The organism is Salinicoccus albus DSM 19776, from assembly GCF_000385175.1.
Classification (GTDB): Bacteria; Bacillota; Bacilli; order Staphylococcales; family Salinicoccaceae; genus Salinicoccus; species Salinicoccus albus.
In genome coordinates this window covers 49,238-69,529 of the sequence record NZ_ARQJ01000019.1, presented here as the reverse complement: position 1 = coordinate 69,529, position 20,292 = coordinate 49,238, and the positions used below count along the sequence as shown (strand labels likewise).

Annotated in this window: 19 protein-coding genes and 1 pseudogene; 11 read left to right on the top strand and 9 right to left on the bottom strand. The window is 43.8% G+C overall.

Annotated features, from left to right (window positions below; all coding sequences use genetic code 11):
- Nucleotides 1–407: 407 nt before the first annotated feature.
- A complete protein-coding gene (locus tag G343_RS0102830; protein ID WP_020006596.1) occupies nt 408–1,076 on the bottom strand; it encodes a hypothetical protein in 669 nt (222 codons plus the stop codon).
- A 147-nt stretch (nt 1,077–1,223) separates the two neighbouring features.
- Between G343_RS0102830 and G343_RS14175 the strand changes: the two genes are divergently transcribed.
- Complete coding sequence (locus G343_RS14175; protein ID WP_020006595.1) at nt 1,224–2,669, top strand: PTS transporter subunit EIIC; 1,446 nt, start codon at nt 1,224–1,226, stop codon at nt 2,667–2,669.
- A 246-nt stretch (nt 2,670–2,915) separates the two neighbouring features.
- On the opposite strand, the gene G343_RS0102820 is transcribed toward G343_RS14175, so the two are convergent.
- Nucleotides 2,916–3,596, bottom strand: a complete 681-nt coding sequence (locus tag G343_RS0102820) for a phosphatase PAP2 family protein (protein ID WP_020006594.1) — start codon at nt 3,594–3,596, stop codon at nt 2,916–2,918.
- Nucleotides 3,597–3,884: 288 nt separating this feature from the next.
- Here G343_RS0102820 and G343_RS0102815 point away from each other — a divergent pair, with 288 nt between their 5' ends.
- The 6 genes from G343_RS0102815 to G343_RS0102790 all read left to right on the top strand — a co-directional run bounded on the left by G343_RS0102815 (nt 3,885) and on the right by G343_RS0102790 (nt 7,794).
- Entirely contained in the window at nt 3,885–4,304 is a 420-nt protein-coding gene (locus G343_RS0102815; protein ID WP_020006593.1) for a pyridoxamine 5'-phosphate oxidase family protein, read from the top strand.
- Between the two features lie 59 nt (nt 4,305–4,363).
- A complete protein-coding gene (locus tag G343_RS0102810; protein WP_020006592.1) occupies nt 4,364–4,864 on the top strand; it encodes a dihydrofolate reductase in 501 nt (166 codons plus the stop codon).
- Nucleotides 4,865–4,936: 72 nt separating this feature from the next.
- On the top strand, nt 4,937–5,458 hold the full coding sequence (locus G343_RS14925; RefSeq protein ID WP_020006591.1) for a pyridoxamine 5'-phosphate oxidase family protein: 522 nt from the start codon (nt 4,937–4,939) through the stop codon (nt 5,456–5,458).
- Nucleotides 5,459–5,554: 96 nt separating this feature from the next.
- Nucleotides 5,555–6,412, top strand: a complete 858-nt coding sequence (locus G343_RS0102800) for an SDR family oxidoreductase (RefSeq protein ID WP_020006590.1) — start codon at nt 5,555–5,557, stop codon at nt 6,410–6,412.
- A 200-nt stretch (nt 6,413–6,612) separates the two neighbouring features.
- Entirely contained in the window at nt 6,613–7,530 is a 918-nt protein-coding gene (locus tag G343_RS0102795) for a sulfotransferase domain-containing protein (protein WP_020006589.1), read from the top strand.
- A gap of 45 nt (nt 7,531–7,575) precedes the next feature.
- The gene (locus tag G343_RS0102790; RefSeq protein WP_020006588.1) at nt 7,576–7,794 is read left to right on the top strand and encodes a hypothetical protein; all 219 of its coding nucleotides are present in this window, start codon (nt 7,576–7,578) and stop codon (nt 7,792–7,794) included.
- 23 nt (nt 7,795–7,817) lie between these two features.
- Here G343_RS0102790 and G343_RS0102785 read toward each other — a convergent pair whose 3' ends face one another.
- From G343_RS0102785 to G343_RS0102775, 3 genes are all read right to left on the bottom strand, one after another.
- On the bottom strand, nt 7,818–8,534 hold the full coding sequence (locus G343_RS0102785; protein WP_020006587.1) for a DUF459 domain-containing protein: 717 nt from the start codon (nt 8,532–8,534) through the stop codon (nt 7,818–7,820).
- A 124-nt stretch (nt 8,535–8,658) separates the two neighbouring features.
- Nucleotides 8,659–10,788: a bifunctional glycosyltransferase/CDP-glycerol:glycerophosphate glycerophosphotransferase gene (locus G343_RS0102780; RefSeq protein ID WP_020006586.1), complete on the bottom strand. Its 2,130-nt coding sequence runs from the start codon at nt 10,786–10,788 to the stop codon at nt 8,659–8,661.
- On the bottom strand, nt 10,781–12,379 hold the full coding sequence (locus tag G343_RS0102775) for a glycosyltransferase (protein WP_020006585.1): 1,599 nt from the start codon (nt 12,377–12,379) through the stop codon (nt 10,781–10,783). Before G343_RS0102775 ends, G343_RS0102780 begins: the two co-directional genes overlap by 8 nt.
- Before the next feature lie 139 nt (nt 12,380–12,518).
- Between G343_RS0102775 and G343_RS0102770 the strand changes: the two genes are divergently transcribed.
- Together G343_RS0102770 and G343_RS15915 are read left to right on the top strand one after the other, a co-directional pair.
- The gene (locus G343_RS0102770; protein ID WP_020006584.1) at nt 12,519–13,190 is read left to right on the top strand and encodes an RluA family pseudouridine synthase; all 672 of its coding nucleotides are present in this window, start codon (nt 12,519–12,521) and stop codon (nt 13,188–13,190) included.
- A 174-nt stretch (nt 13,191–13,364) separates the two neighbouring features.
- Nucleotides 13,365–13,478 (top strand): annotated as a pseudogene (locus G343_RS15915) (cadmium resistance transporter); the annotation flags it as partial.
- Nucleotides 13,479–13,513: 35 nt separating this feature from the next.
- On the opposite strand, the gene G343_RS0102765 reads toward G343_RS15915, so the two are convergent.
- The 4 genes from G343_RS0102765 to G343_RS0102750 all read right to left on the bottom strand — a co-directional run bounded on the left by G343_RS0102765 (nt 13,514) and on the right by G343_RS0102750 (nt 18,187).
- Complete coding sequence (locus G343_RS0102765; RefSeq protein WP_020006583.1) at nt 13,514–14,524, bottom strand: NAD(P)/FAD-dependent oxidoreductase; 1,011 nt, start codon at nt 14,522–14,524, stop codon at nt 13,514–13,516.
- Nucleotides 14,525–14,765: 241 nt separating this feature from the next.
- Nucleotides 14,766–16,601, bottom strand: coding sequence for an adenylyl-sulfate kinase (cysC, locus tag G343_RS14165; RefSeq protein ID WP_020006582.1), 1,836 nt, complete (start codon nt 16,599–16,601; stop codon nt 14,766–14,768).
- A complete protein-coding gene (gene cysD / locus G343_RS0102755) occupies nt 16,602–17,504 on the bottom strand; it encodes a sulfate adenylyltransferase subunit CysD (protein ID WP_020006581.1) in 903 nt (300 codons plus the stop codon).
- A gap of 140 nt (nt 17,505–17,644) precedes the next feature.
- Entirely contained in the window at nt 17,645–18,187 is a 543-nt protein-coding gene (locus G343_RS0102750; protein WP_020006580.1) for a recombinase family protein, read from the bottom strand.
- A gap of 114 nt (nt 18,188–18,301) precedes the next feature.
- On the opposite strand from G343_RS0102750, the gene G343_RS0102745 reads away from it, so the two are divergent.
- On the top strand, nt 18,302–19,756 hold the full coding sequence (locus G343_RS0102745) for a SulP family inorganic anion transporter (RefSeq protein ID WP_020006579.1): 1,455 nt from the start codon (nt 18,302–18,304) through the stop codon (nt 19,754–19,756).
- 16 nt (nt 19,757–19,772) lie between these two features.
- Nucleotides 19,773–20,186, top strand: a complete 414-nt coding sequence (locus G343_RS0102740; RefSeq protein WP_020006578.1) for a universal stress protein — start codon at nt 19,773–19,775, stop codon at nt 20,184–20,186.
- The last annotated feature ends 106 nt before the right edge of the window (nt 20,187–20,292 follow it).

The following is a 20,292-nucleotide window of genomic DNA, read 5'->3' as shown; positions in this document are numbered from 1 at the left end:
CATTTGGTCATAAGAAGTTAATAAGGTTACGAACTTAAAGTGCTGGAATTCTAGGATTTGTGGCTTACATTCCAGCTGCTTTCTACATTTTCATGACTTCGTTATTATGACGACGCCGAGGAACGGTGTTTTCCCGGTCTCGTCGGTTTCTCAAACCCGAGACTCAGCCCTTTCTCGGTGTCGTCGATTTCTCAAACCCGAGACTCAGCCCTTTCTCGGTGTCGTCGATTTCTCAATCCCGAGACTCAGCCCTTTCTCGGTGTCGTCGATTTCTCAATCCCGAGATTCGCCCCTTTCTCGGTCTCGTCCGTTTCTCAATCCCGAGACTCAGTCCTTTTCCGGTGTCGTCGATGTGACGCTGCCGGCAGACGGATATGTTCCAGCCTCTTTTGAGTCATTTTTTATAACTACATCAGCTGGTCTTTGAACATGCTGTCGTAGCAGGCAAGGGTGAATGCTGAGTAAAACGAGATTAATGGTGTTTTAACCAGCTGATCTCTCCATGCTTTTTCAAAAGCACTGTCAATATTATAATTCAGCACTGTCGCATAATACGTTTCATTATATATTTTACTTAAAATATGGGGCTGACTCTTTATCAATTCATCGATCACGGTTTTGATTGTTTCGTTAAAGTCACCGGCTTTTTGTTCAATTAAGTGAACAAATGGCTCAATTTGCCTGTTGAAGTCTATTACTTTTTGACGTACCTCTTTGTTGACTGTTTCAAGTTCATCCGGGAGTTCGAGCGGGTAAAAATCCAGTTTACTCTTTTCTAGAGTAAACTTGTCCAGCACTTCTTTTTCCGTTGGATACTGCGGCTGTTTGCTGTCTGTGAAGATACCATGGGTACTTTGCATGAGCGATAATTTTAACAGATCGACTTTGATGAATGTCCGGCAAAGTTCAACGACTGACAGATGGTTGAATCCTTCCTCTTGATAAGTTTCCTGAATCTCTTTAAAGTATGCAGATTCATTGTCCAGCATCCCTGGCAGATATTTGGCACGTGTGGTGAAGTTTCTGTAATCTCCTGTTTCCAACAGTGCTTCTTTTGCTTGCTTGTAACTGTTCATAGAATCCCCTTTCTCTTCTGCTCATCTATAAAAGTTTAACATACTCAGCTGAATTTCATGATAGAATGACAGAGTCTTAAGTCTTACATAACAGGCATCCAATCAATGTTAACTTGGAAGTATTTCCAGAAGAAAGGTGAACCCCCCATGAATAACAAGGACAATCATATATTGGCTGAAAAGATCATACATTTAATTGGCGGTGAAGAGAACATCGACAGGGTCATCCATTGTGTGACGCGTCTTCGCTTCTATTTGAAGGACAATACCCAAGCGCAAACGGATAGGATAAAAGAGCTCCAAGGTGTGATGGGAGTGGTGGAAGCAGGTGATCAATATCAGGTGGTCATTGGCTCGCAAGTTGAAGATGTCTACAAAGCAGTGACAGCCCAGTTATCCGGCCCAGATGAAAAACCGCCGAGTGGAGAAATTGTTGCTGAGGAGAGAACTGCTTATGAAAAGATTAAAGATGGGTTCAATGCGCTGATCGGAGTGATTACCGGTTCTGTGATGCCTGTCATCAACATTCTCGCTGCAGCCGGCATCATTAAAGGTCTCCTTTCTTTACTCACCGGCCTGGGGGTTGTTTCAGAAAGCGGCAATGCTTATATGATTATCAATGCGATGGCTGATGCGGTCTTTTACTTTCTGCCTGTGTTTGTCGGCTTCAATGCTGCAAAACGGCTGGACGGCAATCCATTGCTGACAGCTGTCATCGGCGGTGTCATCATTTATCCGACAATACTTGAAGCGGCAGGTAATGAATCGGCTATCTTTTCTATCGGTACATTCGACTTTCCCTTTGTCGAATATACATATTCCATCTTTCCGATGATACTCGCTGCCTGGCTGGTAAAGAAATTGGAAGACTGGCTTAAAAGCTGGGTGTCTTCATATATTCAGGCAATATTTATCCCGATCGCAGTCATCGGGCTCGTTGCTGTAATCACTCTGATTGTCACAGGTCCGGTTCTGGTGGGCTTCTCGACAGTCCTGGCTAATGGCCTGCAGTCATTACTGAGCCTGAATGCCCCTGTTTTCGGCGCAGTCATCAATGGCTTTTACCAGTTGCTGGTTGTCTTTGGCCTGCACTGGGGGATTATCCCTGTGTATGTCAATGACTTTGCGACACTGGGATACAGCTATCTGTCAGCGATGGTCAGTATGACAATCGTCGGACAGGGCGGTGCTGCATTAGGTGTGGCAGTTAAATCCAAAAAAGCGGACATAAAAGAACTGGGATATGCAGGTGCATTTTCTGCATTCTGCGGGATTACAGAACCGGCCATTTACGGTATCAACCTGCGGTTCCGCCGACCATTCATCTGCGCCAGTATTGCCAGTGCGGCCGGCGGGTTCCTGACAGGTCTGCTCGGTATCAATATGTGGAGTATCATCGGGTCTATCATCGGCCTCCCGTCATTCATCGATCCAGAACAGGGGGTCACTGCAAATTTCTGGTATGCTATTTTGGTCACAGCCATTACATTGTTCCTTGCCTTTGCCCTCACCTATGTATGGGGGTATAACGATCGAATGGAAATGGAGAAGAAACGTGAAAAACCTAGCAACCCGGCAAAGAAATCTTCTTGATATGAAGAATATCAGTGATGATTAATCACTGAAACAAGATGCCATCCAGTCAACGCTTTTGGCTTTTTTCAAGTGAGTTATATCATTGAAAGTAAGGTGAAAGAATGATTATGAAAATGTTAAAGAAATGGAAAAATAAATCCTTAAAACTAAAACAAGCACCGGTCATTTTATAAAATGGCCGGTGCTTGTTCATTGTGCCAGGCAATATTTAATTCGTGTCCTGCGTCTAATGATTTCACTTTTTTATCGGTTCAGACTTGGGCTGTTATCTTGCAGGTTCCATTTGAGCAGAAACTTTTGTAAATGAGGCAGCGCAAGCTGGTATAAACCGATAGAGATAAATATACTCGCCATACCAAAGCAGAGCCCGCCAAGTACATCTGTCGGGTAATGGACGCCCAAATAGATTCTTGAGAACATCACAAAAGCGATGAGAATTGTTGCAGCAGTGATGATAATGATTCTTTGCCACAGTGTTTTTACGATCAGTATGAGGCTGAGACCAGCCAAACCATAGAATACGGTGGCTGCAGTGGTATGTCCACTGGGAAAACTAAGGGATTGTTCTGAGGCAAGCACCATTATGTCGGGACGTTCCCGCCCGATAACGCTCTTCATTACTGATGTAAGTACTGAAGCAGTCATGAGCACTGTAGCCCCCAGCCACACGCCCATGATATAAACTTTCCGAATGAGCATAAACACCATGAGTACTATGGTAATTGCAGCAAGCTCACGGCCGCCGCCGATATCGGTTAATATGGACACGATATCGGTGCCAGTCTCCGTGACCTGCCCCTGAAATAAGTCGATTAAAGCAAGATCGAGTGTATTCACCCACTGACTTTCTGTGTATACCCCTATGGTGATTCCCAAATATAGAATTAAAAACATGCATCCTGTGATGTTAAATGTTTTACTCATTATTACACTTCTTTCCGGTTATCTTCAGGCACAGTTATTCATTCTAATCTACCATAGCGAGGTCTGGTAAACCAAACCTTTCACTTTCAAGGCGGAGCGGATAAAAACACTGCCCCCTTGGGGCTGACACAGCCGGAGGAAGTCCTGTGAATAGCTGGATGCTTTCCGTTAATTTTATCCTAACTCGACAATGACTATATAATTCGCACCGTAAAACATGTTGTTCTGGTTTGGTCGTTCAATGTCGTGGTATTAAATAGGTATAACCTTAAAGAAACGGGTGATATTGTGAAACGGTCAGAAGCTGTCAATCGTATAACTGAAATACTTGATGAATCGAAAATTGGTGTTTTGTCTACAGCCCAGAATGATGAGCCGAATGCCCGCTACATGTGGTTCTATAATGATGATTTGACGCTGTATGCAAAAACGGATGATAAATCTCCAAAATACGATGAGATAAAAGGCAATCCACAGGCGCATGTGCTGCTTGGTTTCCATGAAACATCCAATCACGCTTTTGTGGAAGTCTATGGGCACATTGAAAGGGTTGATGATCAAAAGATGATTGACTGGCTGTGGGAAAAGCAGGATGAGCAATTCTTTGATTCAAAAGAAAATCCGCACTTGAAAGCGTTGAAGATCATACCGGAAGCGATAAAAATAATGAATGATGAGGCGTACGAAGATGTAAAGCTTTCATTATAGTTAACGTTAGCAGCCACAATGAGAGTGACTCTTTATTTAAAAACGAAGGAGCGAAAAGAATGTTAGCTTATGTCTGGGCAGAAGATGAAAATAAATTAATCGGTAAAGGTGAAGGACTGCCTTGGCGGCTGCCTGCTGATGTTGCATTCTTCAAAAAGATTACGATGCGCGGCGATATGGTAACCGGCCGGAAAACTTATGAAACGATTCCAAATCGACCGTTACCCGGACGTCGGAATATCGTCTTAACCGCACAGAAAAATTATGAAGCGCCGGGGGCAATTGTGGTGCATTCAAAAGAAGAAGTGCTTGCACTTGAAGAAAAAAATAATAAAGACCTTTATATCATCGGCGGAGAAGGGCTATTCAAAATATTTGAAGATGAAGTTGATGAATTGTATCGTACTGTGATTCACGAAACTTTTGAAGGGGATACTTATTTCCCGGGAAATTTCAATTATGAGGCTTTCGAATTGATTGAAACGCAAAGCGGGCTGTTAGATGAGAGCAACAAATATGAACATACTTTTGAACGATGGAGACGTAAACAGCAGAAGTAGCCCTTCAGTCTGAATCAAATCGCATACTTATTACTATAAAACCAATCACAGGCTGAAGAAGGGAGTAAAAACGTGGATTTCAATACATTATTGAAGGATTCAAAATTATTATCTGAGTCATTTCCAGAGATGGGTTCAGTGTACCCTGAGGATCCGCTGGCCTTTTTTAAGGATTGGTTTAAACATGCATATGAAAATAATGTGCTTGAACCGGCAGTGATGACTTTATCGACAGTGGATGATAACGCGCATGCGGATTCGAGAATCGTCGCATTAAAAGCGGTTGATGAAACAGGCTTTATCTTTGAAACACCCAATGCACGGCAAAAAGTGATTCAAATCAGGAATAACAAAAATGTGGCACTGAATTTTTATTGGAAATCACTTGGACGTCAGATACGTATCAGAGGCCACGCCTGCCAGCTGCTTGATTTTTCACATGTTGCAGGTAACCTGGATGCATCAGAGAGGGATTTGACGGTATACAGAGTCGTTCCAAATGTGATTGAGTTTTATCAAACCTTAAATGAAGGAGGGAACTCCCGCGTGAAATATAAACTGGTTAAACAGGAATGGGCACATGAAGTGCTGTAAGAATGAAGGTTAAACGCATCGCATTTACGCTGTGGTTAAAATAATGTCAGGCAGGGTACACGGGATGTTGAGAAATTCTTTAAGGAGGAATTTTGAATGGATGAAGAAAAGATACTCGTTACAGGCGCAGGCACTGGATTCGGCAAAGGAATTGCCTTTAGATTAGCCGAACAGGGTAAATCGGTGATTGCGGGTGTTGAAATCCTCTCTCAAGTTTCTGCATTGGAAAAAGAAATGAAAGCGCGTGGCTTTAATATGCAAGTTGAAAAGCTGGATGTCACTAACCCAAAAGACCGCGAAAAAGCGTGGACATGGGATATTGATGTGCTGGTCAATAACGCAGCTGTGAAGGAAGGCGGATCTCTTATCGATATACCGGAAGAGAATCTCCGTGATCAATTTGAAGTCAATACATTCGCTCCAATTCTTTTGACCAAAGGTTTTGCCCGTGAAATGGTCAATAAGCAAAAAGGACGTATTGTATTTATCTCTTCTGTTTCGGGGTTCATGTCAGATCCGTTTTCCGGTCCCTACTGCGGTTCAAAACATGCACTGGAAGCTTTTGCGGAAGCGCTGAGCCAGGAGTTGCAGGAATTCAACATAGAAGTAGCGACGATTAATCCGGGCCCTTACCTGACCGGTTTTAACGACCGGGAATTTGAAACATGGAAGAATTGGCAGAAAGGTCCGGATGAAACGATCTTTGATTATGAAGCAGCGGCTTTCCCGTACGAACAATTCGATCCGGAAGCAGTGATTGAACCCTCTGTTAAAGTCATACTCGGGGAAACAAAAAATTACCGCAATGTTATCCCGGAAAAGATGATTCCCCTTGTAAAAGAACGCAGAGCGCATTTATGGGATAAAAAAACCGATGAACAATTAGGTCAAAGACATGAAATGGTTCAGAAATCTTATGATATGGAACCAGGCACTCCAGCAGCGGAAGAATAACAAATATAAATGATGTTCGCCAGAGCATTCACTTAACCCTCTCGACTGACTTGGATTAAGTGAATGCTTTTGTCATTGAGCAACTCATTACCGCCTTTAGGGTCATGCCAGCGCTCCGGGCTTATTTACCGGTATCTCCGCTTTTGCTATAATAATGACATAATTTTAGAATTTCACATGCAATATATGGAGGGGAAAATATGCGTACCATTTATCTGCACGTCGGCTATCACAAAACAGCGACCACTTTTATGCAGCAGTCTATATTTCCCAATATGAAGAACGTGAACTTCATCCACCCGGAGCAGATTACACAGGAATTGAAAATGCTCCGGCTGAATAAACTCACCGATCAGCAGATTGAAGATCTTAGAGGCTGCTTTAACAGTTTCAATAATGAAAAACCGATGCTCATTTCATATGAAGGATTATCCGGCAGCCCGTTTGCGCCTCGAAAGGTTAAAAGGCAGTCCACGATTTTAAAAGACCTGAAAAGGCTTTTCCCTGCCCCGGATTATGATGTACATATCGTCGTCGGTCTGCGTGAACAAGTCGATCTTCTGACCTCTCTGTATGTACAGCACATCCATCAAGGCGGGGTAATGGAGCCTGAAGCATTCATAGAGTATTGCCGGCATAATGGGTCGCTCCAAAATTTCCATTACCATACTTACCTGCAAACAATAGAAGCGTTGTTCGGTGAAGACCATCTCCATGTCATGGTTTATGAGCATTTTAAAAATAACGCTTCAGAAGAGCTGCTGAAATTATTAAATTACATGGGCGAACCGGAAATCCCCTATTACGAAACAATTAAAAGTGTGCGCAAGAAGAACAAGAGCTTCGGTACAATGCAGGTGGCAGTGGGACGCCGATTGAACCGCTTTTTCAAGTCACCGATCCATCCGGAGGGGAGCCTGGCCTGGATCCGCATCCCCCATCGAAGATATTTACCTACCCGGTATCTCCTGCAAAACAAACTCAGTTACGGACTGCATTATAAAAAATATCAACTGCCTGCCGATTTGCAAGATACTCTAAAAGAATATTATGCTGAAGGCAACCGTACATTGGAGCATAATTATCAGCTTCAGCTCCCTGCTTCTTACTTCCATTGACAGCGTGTCTGATGAAGAATCTGAAAGCAAATGCAGGCAATCGTAATGTTAAAAAAGATTGGATTGGCGGGAAATATGGTTTTAAGGATAATATTAGGCACATTGGTGTTGATATTCTTTTCGATTCCTTTTATAAGACGGATACGTAAAGACTATAAAGCGGATAAGAAAGTGTCGAAATGGAGTATATTTTTTATTGCCATGGCGCTGGTACTCTGGCTGATTCTGGTCATTTCATACGGGATCATATTATATAACGATTAGATGCATCATATGCGCGGAGCAGCTCACTCGGCAATATGCTGATAGACTGCTTCGGCAATGTTTTGTGCGCCTTCTGCATCAGGATGAATACCGTCCATCTCAAACCATTGTTCATTTTCTTCTGAGAGTTGGTTGATGTCAATAAGTTCAGTATTCTTCCCAGCTGACACGTCTTTGATAACCGCTGCGATATCATCGATATTTTCATTGTTTATATCTCCCGGCCGTGAGGCATCATTGAACGCTTTTGGCGGGGTAGCGAGATATATTTCAGTTTCAGGGTTATTATCGATATAGGAATCAATGAGCGCTGTATATTCTTCCCTGAATTGTTCAGTTCCCTGCCAATTGATATCTTTTGAGTCGTTGGTGCCCAGCATGATGACGGCAATATCCGGGTTGAATTCCAGACTGTCCTGATATTCCTGGGTGTCAGTATAAGGGAAATCGGCACTGTGCATTGCCGCATAATTATTGGCACCGTAATTCATCACCCAGTATTCCTCCCCTAAAAGATCTGCCAGCTGATGCGGATATGCGTTTTCAGACCAGTTATTCACCGAAAGTCCATAGGTGATACTGTCCCCCACTGCTGCCACTTTGATATCATCATGGTCGCCTTCTGTAGCCTGCCGGACATTCGTTGTCCCAAAATTAACAGCAAGGAGATAGATGACGGCAGATATTAAAACCACTGCTGCCACTGCAAGTATTATCCATTTGGCCATGTTATTCTTCATAATAATCACCTGATTCTCTGATTCATTGTAACAATAGTACCCCTTGCCATAAAAAACCCGAGTAATGGATGATGATTACCTGCTGTCCATTATTCGGGTGCTCGTTCTTATGATGGTGAATGAATTAATTTTCAAAAACTGTATTCACAACTTCTTCTGAAGCACGCCCGTCATCCCAGCTGCAGAACCTCTTGTGGAACTGATTATAGCGATCTCTGTAATCTGCTTCAACTTGATCAATATTGCCGATCGCATTGATTATATCGTCAGTGGTCATGAGCAATGGGCCGGGCAGTTCTGTTGCCATGTCGATATAAAAACCGCGCAGCTGCCCTTCATACTTTTCTATGTCATAAGTATAGAAAAGGATCGGCCGCTTCAGGTTGGCATAGTCGAAGAATACTGATGAATAATCCGTGATCAGCATATCGGAAACCAAAAAGAGTTCGCTTACATCACTGTAACTGGAAACATCGTATGCAAAACCTTCCAATCCGGTTAGATCAATATTGGAGGAAACGACATAGTGCATCCTGAGCAGGATGATATACTCGTCTCCGAATGCTTCTTTCAGGCGGTGAAGATCAAGATTTAAATCAAATTTATACTTCCCGGCTGCGTAGTATTCATCATCACGCCATGTGGGCGCATAGAGAATGATCTTTTTACCCGCCGGCAGCGCTAAAAGATTCTTGAGCTTATTGATCGTTTCTGCATTATTGAAGTTTATCAAAATATCGTTCCGTGGGTATCCCGTGTTAAGCATCGTGTTGTTAAACCAGAATGCTCTTCTGAAGATATCTGCAGAATATTGGTTCGGTGCAATCAGGTAGTCCCATTTATCAGTTTCACGGTTGAAGTTGATCTTATAGCGGGCTGTGTTGGTACTCGGCATATGAACATCTGCCATATCTCCGGCGAGACGTTTCAATGGTGTGCCATGCCAGGTTTGCAGGTAGGTCTGCCCCGCTTTCTTGATATAACTGTTCGGCATTCTTACATTGCTGACAATGTATTTCGCCCGCGCCAGATGGTAGTAATACTTCAATGAGAAACGTTTTGTTGTTGTCGGATTCCCCGGCAATTCCCTGGATTGGTTCATCACCCAGACGAATTTATAATCATCTTTGTTCTCAAGCATATACTGATATATATATTTGGGACTGTCGGAATAGGATTTCCCTTGAAAACTTTCAAAAACTACCAGATTGTCTTTAACACTCATGTTTTTAAAGAGACGTTTATAGAAAAATTCATTCCGTTTTCTTTTTGTCCCAGCGCCCCGCTTGAGATCTCTAAGGAAACTGTGAAAACTGTTCAGTTTTTTGAAGGCATTTTTTCTATTGGATTTTATTAACCTGACATCGTTTTTCAGGATGAGATCTTTATGCTTTAATCTTGCCGGATCGATTTTCTGCATTGTCTCTACAAGTTCGTCAAAATACCGGTCGATTGCCGATGGATCTTTAAACTCCAATATCAGGTGCTTTCTGTAGAAATTCAACACCTTGTTATCCAGGTAGGTCTGAGCCTCCTGACTGAGATCATGCGTTCTCAATCGATTGTATACACCGAACAGGTCGTGTGCGAGCTGTTCGATCGGAGACTGTCTCAAAGATGGATGATTAATCGGGTCCGTCCCTCTTCTCCGAAAATAAATGGCCTCATAGACGTACGGTACCATTTCTATTTCTTCCAGCAGCGGCAGCATGAATGTCAGATCTGAGAATGTCTTGAATTCTTCAGAAAATCTGAGATTCATACGCTCGATGACTGATTTGGAAATCATAAAGTTGATGGATGAATTGTCCCTGACCAGGTTGTATCTTTTGGCGGAAAACATTTTGATCTTATTAGTGCCGGGTAATATGACTACCTGACTTGAGCTGAAATCAGTCGATTTCATCCTGCCTCTGATCATCGGGTAATCATGGATGTTGTCGGTTAAAAGCTGGAGCATGTTTTCTGAGATGTAGTCATCGCTGTCCAGAAAGTATACATAGTCTCCAGTGGAGGCTCCGAGACCGATATTACGCACAGCTCCTACATTCAAACCCGCAGGGATTTCTATGAATCTGAATCTGTCATCCTTGAGATATACTTCATCAACTGTTTGCTTCATTCGGCTGATATCGGAGTGGAGCAGGAGGACTTCGAAATTGGTAAAAATCTGTTTTCTGAGTGATTCCAAAACGGTATTAACAAATCTTTCATTCTTTTCTGCCGGCGTAATCACGGAAACCAGATTATCCATTGTTATCCTTCCTTTTATCGATTTTTAGCAGATGGCCGGCCAGAGAGAACCATAAATTCTGATAGTGCGCTTTGCCAAATTTTGTAGCCATTGTTTCTTCAGACGCTCTCCCCATCCTTTTCGTTTCCTCAGGATTTTTAAGCATATGGATGATCCGTTCCGACAATGCCCCAATATCCCCCTTTTCTACGAGAAAGCCGTTTTCCCCGTCTTCGATCATATCAGACGGCCCGTATCTGATGTCATAGCTTACCACCGGGGCGCGATTTGCCATACTTTCCATGACGGAAAGTGAAAATCCTTCCGCCTTGGAAGTGACGACTGACAATGCTGCCGACTGGTATATTTTTTCAGGATTTTGCGTATAGCCTTTCACCTTTACGTGGTTCTGCAAGTTCAGTTTTTGTATCTGCTCAATATACGCTTCCTTTTTTTCACCTGAGCCCCAGATCTCAAGTTTGGCTTCAGGGACTTCCTTGATCACCGTCTTAAAAGCTTTGATTGTGTGGTCAATATTTTTAATGCTTGAAAATCTGGAAATGACTGCAACTTTGGACATGTCTCTCTCCGGTTTATCTAATTGCCTGACATTGGCAAGCAGTGAACGCATGCTTCTGATTTTAGGTATTTTCACTTCGTAATAATTAGGAATAGCAAAGACTCTATCTTTGAAACCAAATCGATCTGTGATGTCGTTTCTCTGCTTTTCAGTCAGAACCACAAGCGCATCGACATTTGCAATGTTTCTGATCGTATATCTGTTGCGCTTATTCAGTTCAGAATCAGGGTCATCCGGGTTTCTTAAGTGATTGCTGTGAGGCCGTAATGCTGTTTTGGCTAATGGATGATTCAATTTCACCAGCAATTCATCAGTGGACCGTGTATCTGAAATAATGACCACTTCTGAGTCCGCATCATTGATGACATTGTTCAGCCAGCGCAGCTTATGAAGTGTCTGGTCCCCGGTTGTTTCAGAGAGCACTTGATTCTTTTTGCCGATATGGAGTACCCGGCTGATATTACCTGTACTGGGGTCATGCCAGAGGTTAAGGAAAGCTTTGCCGGATTTATCATAGAAAATTTCCTGCCTGACTTTATTCTCTTCGAAACTGAAGTATTGCACCCTGTCTATGTGTCCGTGATAGTTATAGTGTTCCCTCCTGATCCGGTATCGATTCTCATTGAAGTAATCAATAAAGTCCAGGGTGTCATCATCTCTCAGGGAAATGTATTTTTCATATATTCCATTTTTATAGAGCCTGTATGCATTGTGGTTATCTCTTTTTGTCACAGCATATGTTCCGGAGTAGGCGGAGATGTTCACTTTCAGTTTATCAATCGGTATTTTATCCCGTCTGTTGTAGGCCGCAAAATCCCTGAACATGTTTTTGATGGTGACCCTTTCACTGATTTTCCCCATCTGTACAAGTTTTTTGCAGATAAAGGGGAATCTGGGTTCGTAATTGAACGTTAAAATCTGAGTGTCATAACCGGCATCTGCGAATGCGCTTGCCTGTCTCATGGAGGCATTGGTCAGCCCGCCTCTATTCACGTCTATGGAATTAAGCAAAAATATAATCCTGGGTTTCATATAACCATCCTTCTCTTAACCTCATTTATACTATTTTATATTACTTTAAGTATATACTAAATGAAAAAAGATAAACGTAAAGCATGTCACAAATGAAGCAATTAATGATAAATTAGACACTAGGTAAAGGAGTGATCCAGTGGAAATTAATGTGCTTTATGAGGATAATCATATGCTGGCTGTTGAAAAACCGGTGAATATTCCGGTTCAGGCAGATGAATCAAAGGACAGAGATCTGTTGAATATCTTAAAAGCTTACATAAAAGAAAAATACAACAAACCCGGCAATGTATATCTGGGCCTGGTTCACAGACTGGACCGTCCTGTCGGCGGCGCAATCGTTTTTGCAAGGACTTCGAAGGCAGCCGCCCGCCTGGCCAACGAAATCAGGAAAAATCAAGTCGAAAGAAAATATCTGGCTGTCACCCGGGGACACCTTCCTGCCGACAAAGGACAACTGAGAGATTATCTCTATAAAGATCGGCGGAAGAACAAGGTCAGTGTTGTAAATCGTGGCATGCAGGATTCTAAGGAGGCAATTCTTGATTATAAGGTCCTGGACAGAACTGGTGAAGGCAGTCTGATTGAGGTCAGACTGCAGACCGGCCGTTCCCATCAGATCAGAGTCCAGCTGGCAAATCAGGACGCACCGCTTTATGGCGACCAGAAGTACGGTCAGTATGTGAATCAGCCCGGTGAACAGATTGCGCTCTGGGCCGCACATCTAAGTGTCAGACACCCGACAAAAGATGAAACGGTATCTGTGGACTGCCCGCCGCCGGATGCATCGCCATGGAATAGGTTTCTTTGATTTCGCGGGGCGATATCGTATGACTGTTTCTATTCCCCGGAAATAGTATCAGTGTATATTCGACGGTATTTTTCAGCTTTGAATATGCCTGGAATTATTGCAGCTGTGATTGTCTTTTTAATTAAGGCCGGTATGCTATGTTCGATAAGTTATCGGTGATCATCTTTAAACTTTGTCTCAGAAAAAATCGAGAAATACGGACGGATTGTACCTGTTGTATTCAGAGGTTTTGGTGTTTATATTATACATGAAAATGGCACATTCGATGCGCTGTTTTCACAGATCTGAGCATTAAATGCACCATTTGAGTAGTCGTTCTTTTTTCACACCTGTTCATTTTGAGAGAACATGGCTGTACTGTGCTTAGGTTGTACTTTGGCTTCCGGATTCATGTAAACCTTGGCATTATTCACAGCTGTCGGCCCTTCCCCAAAGCCCGTAGCAATGAGATTGATTTTCCCTTCATAGGTGCACACATCTCCTGCAGCATAGACTCCGGGAATTACAGTTTCCTGTTTCGAGTTTACAACAATCGAATTTCTATCGATTTCAAGCCCCCAGTCTTTAATCGGACCGAGTGTTGAAACAAAGCCATAGTTACATATCACTGCGTCTGTATCCAGTAACTGCTGCTCGCTCGTATTCCTTTCTTCAATGAGGACCTGCTGTACTGCTTCCTCATCCCCAATAAGGGACACGGGCTCATAGGAGGTGCGGATGTTTACACTCGATGTTTTGAGTTTTTCCACGCTATGTTCATGTGCACGGAATTTATCCCGTCTATGGACAATTGTGACTGATTCAGCAATCGGTTCCAGCGTTAATGCCCAGTCCACTGCCGAATCTCCGCCGCCGAACAATACGACTTTCCGGCCTTCGAGATCATTCAGATCATCGATAAAGTAATGAAGATTATTGTTTTCATATTTCTCGGCGTTTTCCAGCTTCAGACGTCTGGGTTGGAAAGCGCCATTTCCTGCTGTGATAATGATTGTTTTGGAATAGTGGGTCTCCTTGTCAGTTACAATACGGAATATGCCATCATCATGTTTGTCCAGGTTCTGAACTGATTGATCGAGCACCACTGAAGTGTCGAACATTTCCATCTGTTCTGTCAGGTTGTCCACCAGTCCCTGCGCTCTGATATTTGGAAAACCGGCAACGTCGTAAATGTATTTTTCAGGGTAAAGGGCGGTCAGCTGGCCGCCCAAATGGGGCAGACTGTCCATGATTTTCACTTTAGCCTGTCTCATTCCGCCGTAAAAGGCAGTAAACAGGCCGGTCGGTCCTCCGCCGATGATTGTGATATCAAATATTTCTTCATTATCGAGCAATATTTTCACCTCTATAAGTATTATAGTTATTCATATCCAGATGGGTTGAACTAAAAGATTCTCTTTTCCATTATATAGATTTCACTTATTTTTTAAATCCTACTTTATTATGATATTACCATTTCGATGGTTTACACTTATAGTTAACTGCTTCCTCCGGAATTTAAGAGCGCCTGGCACGAAAATAACCCGACCCTCAAACAGTTTGCCTGATGGTCGGGACCCTGTCATATTGATATCGTTATCGTGAGATTTTTGGCCTGATGACTTCTGATAGTATTAATTCGGCTGCGTCTTCGACTGAATATTGCGCGGTATCTACGGTAATATCCGGGTGGGACGGCGCTTCATACGGGCCTGTCACACCTGTGAAGCTGGTGATTTCTCCTGCACGTGCTTTTCTGTACAGCCCCTTTGTATCTCTCTGCTCACATACTTCAATGGGGGTGTTTACATAGACGGTGATAAACTGCCCGTTCCCTATGATTTCCCTGGCATTCTCCCGGTCGCTTTCGTAAGGGGAGATAAATGAAGCAAGCGTAATCAGCCCGCCATCGTTCATCAGACGGGCGACTTCGGCGATGCGGCGAATATTTTCCACGCGGTCTCCTTCGTTAAAACCCAGATCTTTATTCAGGCCGTGTCTCACGTTATCTCCATCGAGCAGGGTGGTATGATATCCGGCTGAGGCCAGCCTTTTTTCGATTTCGTTGGCCAATGTGGTCTTGCCGGAACCGGAGAGCCCGGTAAACCATATTGTTAAAGGTACCTGCCCTTTCTGTCGGGCACGGATATCCGGCGTTATTTCGGTTTTCTGCCACTCGATATTTTTCGAACGTTGAAGTGAGCGTTCCACCACTCCGCATCCGGAAGTCATATTTGTCACTCTGTCGATAAAGATCATGCTGCCCATGGACGCGTTGGCAGAGAATTTATCAAATGGGATACGTTCTGCCAGAGATATTTCACACTCGGCCAGCTCATTCTTATAAATCCGGTCCGCCGGCAGTTTTTCGCCCGTGTTCGTGTCAGTCTTGTGTTTGATCTTCATCACGGAACCAGGCACTGTACGGGTGCCGATTTTTATCAGATAGTTTCTGCCGCTATGAAGCGGCCGATCATCCATCCATAGCACTGAGGCACTCAGCATATCGTTGACCTGCAGATTTTTATCTGTGGTCAGAACACTGCCCCGGGAGACATCCACCTCTTTGTTCAGCTGCACCGTAATTGGCTGCCCGGCGCTGGCTTCCTCTGCCTGTTCATCGGCGAAAAGAAGCGATTCAACCGTCGCGCTTTCATTGCCCGGCAATATCTGCAGCTCTTCTCCGATAGAAACGGTGCCTGTTTCCACCTGTCCCTGGAAGCCGCGGAATTCATGGTTTGGCCGGCTGACCCGTTGTACAGGCATGACGAACTGATCCTGTGCCGGCGTCTGTCCGACCTCGATCAATTCCAGGTAAGGCAGCAGCGGCAGACCTGTATACCACGGTGTGTGACTGGAATTCTCAGTAATATTGTCTCCTTCTGTTGCAGAAATTGGGATGACCTGCAGGCTCGCAATATTAAAGGAAGCCGCCATGTGTTCAAAATTGGTTTTAATTTCTTCAAAATGTTTCCGATCGTAGCCCGTCAGATCCATTTTATTGACAGCGAGTACGAAATGCCGGATTCCCATCAAAGCGCAGATGCGCAAATGCCGCTTTGTCTGGGATGTCAGCCCCTGCGTTACATCCACCAGAATCACCGCGAGATCGGCGGCGGAAGCCCCTACCGCCATATTGCGTGTATACTCTTCATGCCCTGGGGTGTCCGCGACGATGAAAGAGCGGTGTGAGCTTGTGAAATAACGGTAGGCGACATCAATGGTGATTCCCTGTTCCCTTTCTGCCATCAGACCATCCAGTAACAGGGAATAATCGATGTTTCCTGCTCTGCTGCCCAATTTACTCTCCAATTCAAGTGCTTTTATCTGATCTGTGAACAAAAGCTTTGCATCGTATAACATATGTCCGATGAGTGTCGATTTTCCGTCATCCACACTGCCGCACGTAATAAATTTCAGTAATGGTTTCATTTAGAAATAGCCCTCCCGCTTGCGGCGTTCCATGCTTCCGGACGCCTCATGATCGATCACACGGCTGGTCCGCTCAGAAGACACTGCACCAAGTGTTTCATCGATGATTGCATCCAATGTATCCGCGTCGGAATGCACCCCGCCGGTCAGCGGATAGCATCCAAGTGTGCGGAAGCGCACTTTTTCGCGGCGGATTGTTTCACCGTCCTGCAATTTCATGCGGTCGTCATCAACCATGATAATGTTGTTGTCCCGGTGAACGACCGGGCGTTCTTTGGCGAAATAGAGGGGGACAATGTCGATGTTCTCCCTGCGAATGTATTGCCATATATCCTTTTCTGTCCAGTTGGACAACGGGAACACCCGCATGCTTTCTCCCTGGTTTATACGGGTGTTATAAAGCTTCCACATTTCCGGTTTCTGGTTTCTGGGGTCCCAGGTATGATATTCATTGCGAAAAGAGAACACCCGCTCTTTGGCACGGGATTTTTCCTCATCCCGCCGGCCGCCCCCAAACGCTGCTGTAAACCCATACTTATCAAGTCCCTGCTTTAAAGCCTCAGTTTTCATGATATCTGTATAGGCAGCTCCATGGTCAAAGGGATTCATTCCTTCATCCAGGCCTTTCTGATTCGTATGGACGATCATTTCAATCCCATATTCCGCTGCTTTTTGATCCCTAAAGTGTATCATTTCCTTGAATTTCCAAGTCGTATCTATATGCATAAAAGGGAAAGGTGGTTTTTCCGGATAAAATGCTTTGATTGCCAGGTGAAGCATGACAGAGCTGTCCTTGCCGATGGAATACAGCATCACCGGCTTTTCACATTCCGCCGCCACTTCACGAATGATATATATCGCTTCTGCTTCAAGCTGATCAAGGTGCGAGTGCACGTTGGACATAAAATAAGCCTCCTGCTACGGAATTTAAAGTTAAGGATCATGTTACCACTATTTTCGAGTTTCTCTCAACTGGTGTCCGGGAACAGCTGTTTCAAAATTATGCTGAATCTAAAATGACGCGGTTTATTTGTGATTTTAAACTATCTTTCTAAATGACGGTACAATGTCGCACGGCTGATGCGGGTCGCTTCCTTGATTTCATCCAATGTATATTTTTTCGACATATACATTTCTACTGCTCTCTTTATATTTTCATCATTACGTCTCGGTCTGCCCATCTGTTTTCCCCCTTTGGCTGCCTGGTTGATCCCGCGCTTTGTCCTGAACTTCACGATATCGCTTTGAAAGCTGGAAATTTCATACAATACTTGATGAAAGCTGAACTGGGATGAAGGATCGATGACAACATCTATATTGAGCACATGAATACGGAGCGCCTTACGTTCGGAATCATTGACGATATCTACGAGCTGTTTCGTTGAATCGGCAAGGATGCATAAATCGGTAACAAACAATTCATCACCAGGGGATATCGTATCTTTAAGCAATTTCTCCAATTCGTATCGTTTCTTACTATCTGAGTGTGCTTCCGTGAAAAGCCTGTCTGCATAGCTTTCCAGTTTTAGCTGCTGCTCTGAGATTTCATCATATAAGTCCACGGGTCTGGTATAACCATATTTCATCGAATAACACTCCTGCTTTTTTAAAAATTATAACATGCTTTTCTCAAAAAGGGGTATACATATGAAACTATTCTGTTATAATTGCTCTAGTTATTTCAGAGGAGTGCTTCAAATATGATAGAAAAATTCAAAAGAGAATGGCTGAGTAACCCGGGGACCAATATTATGGCAGGTATAGTCGTTGCCCTGGCATTGATTCCCGAGGCTATCGCATTCTCAATCATTGCAGGTGTCGATCCGATGGTCGGACTATATGCATCATTTCTCATTGCAGTTATTATTTCTTTTGCCGGCGGTCGTCCAGCGATGATTTCAGGCGCCACAGGGGCGATTGCTTTACTCGTTGTCCCGCTTGTCAGTGAATACGGGGTCGAATACTTACTCACTGCTACGATTCTGATGGGGGTAATACAGATTCTGCTTGGAGTTCTGAAGGTTGGAAAACTGATGAAATTCATTCCAAATTCAGTCATGATCGGTTTTGTGAACGCACTGGCCATTATGATTTTCATGTCCCAGATAGAACATATTTTTGGCATTTCCTTTGATACATACATCTATGTCATCATTACGCTTCTCATTCTTTATATACTGCCAAGATTTTTGAAAAAGATACCTGCACCACTCATCGCGCTCGTTGTGCTCACAAGTGCTTATCTTATGACGGGTTCCGACCTGCGCACCGTCGGTGATCTGGGCAGTATCGATCGATCCCTGCCAAGCTTTTTGATTCCGGATGTGCCGTTTAACTGGGAAACATTGCAGATTATCCTGCCTTATTCTATCTCCATGGCCATCGTCGGCTTGGTGGAAAGCCTTCTAACAGCAAGGATTGTCGACAATGCTACGGATACCTACAGCAGCAAGAACAGAGAATCTCGCGGACAGGGTATTGCAAACTTCATCACCGGGTTCTTTGGCGGTATGGGCGGCTGTGCAATGATCGGGCAATCGGTCATTAACGTGAAATCTGGTGCGACCACCCGGCTGTCTACATTTACAGCAGGCATCTTTCTGATGTTTTTGATTATTGTGCTTGGGAACTGGGTCGTCCAGATCCCAATGCCGATTCTGGCAGGTATCATGGTAATGGTATCCATCGGCACGTTCGACTGGGGTTCATTTAGATATCTGCAGAAAGCACCGCGTACAGATGCGTTCGTTATGCTGATTACAGTCATCATCGTGCTTTTCACCAGTAACCTGGCTATCGGGGTCATTGCGGGTGTGCTTTTCAGTGCCATATTCTTTGCGACGAAAATTTCTAAGGTAGATATCCATTTTGAATCATTGAAAAATGTCAATATACTGCGTTTTGAAGGACAGATATTTTTCGCTTCCATAGATACAATGATTGCACAGATAGAATTTAAGAAATATGATAAGCCTGTTCAATTGGACTTTTCCCAATCTCATCTCTGGGATGATTCTGCAGTGGATGCCATTGATACCATTGTGAGGAAATTCGAAGAGAAAGGGAATACGGTTTATGTCAGCCGGCTGAACGCAGACAGCCGAAAGATTGTTAAAGAACTCAGCCAGTTGAATGAACAGCATCTGACTCAATAACAAAGGGGGAATTATTATGTATAAAAAGATTCTGCTCGCCGCGGATGGTTCCGATAACAGTTTCAGAGCTGCTGAAGAGACACTCCATTTCATCAATGAAGATACACAGGTAACGATACTGAATGTTATCAATCCGGCGGATTCCAAGGAGGATGTTTTGCATAGCGGGGCGTCCGAAAGTATTGTTAGTAAACGGAAAGCAAAGCTCTCTAAAATCACCGGCTTGTATGCATCCAACAATATCCCGTACCAGGTGCATTTTGAGAATGGGGTGCCGAATGAAACGGTCGTCAAATTTGCCAACAAGGGTGAACATCAGGCGGTTTTCCTCGGGACAAGAGGGTTGAATGGACTACAGGAAATGGTGATGGGCAGCGTCAGCCACAAAGTAGCCAAGCGTGCAGAAATTCCTGTAATGATCGTTAAATAAATTCAAAACCTTCCTGTAAAACCTGCGCAAGCAGCGTTTCTGAGTACTTTGTCATTTCCTATTTAGTATTCTGCCATAATGTTGTAAACATTTGGTTTTAAAAACA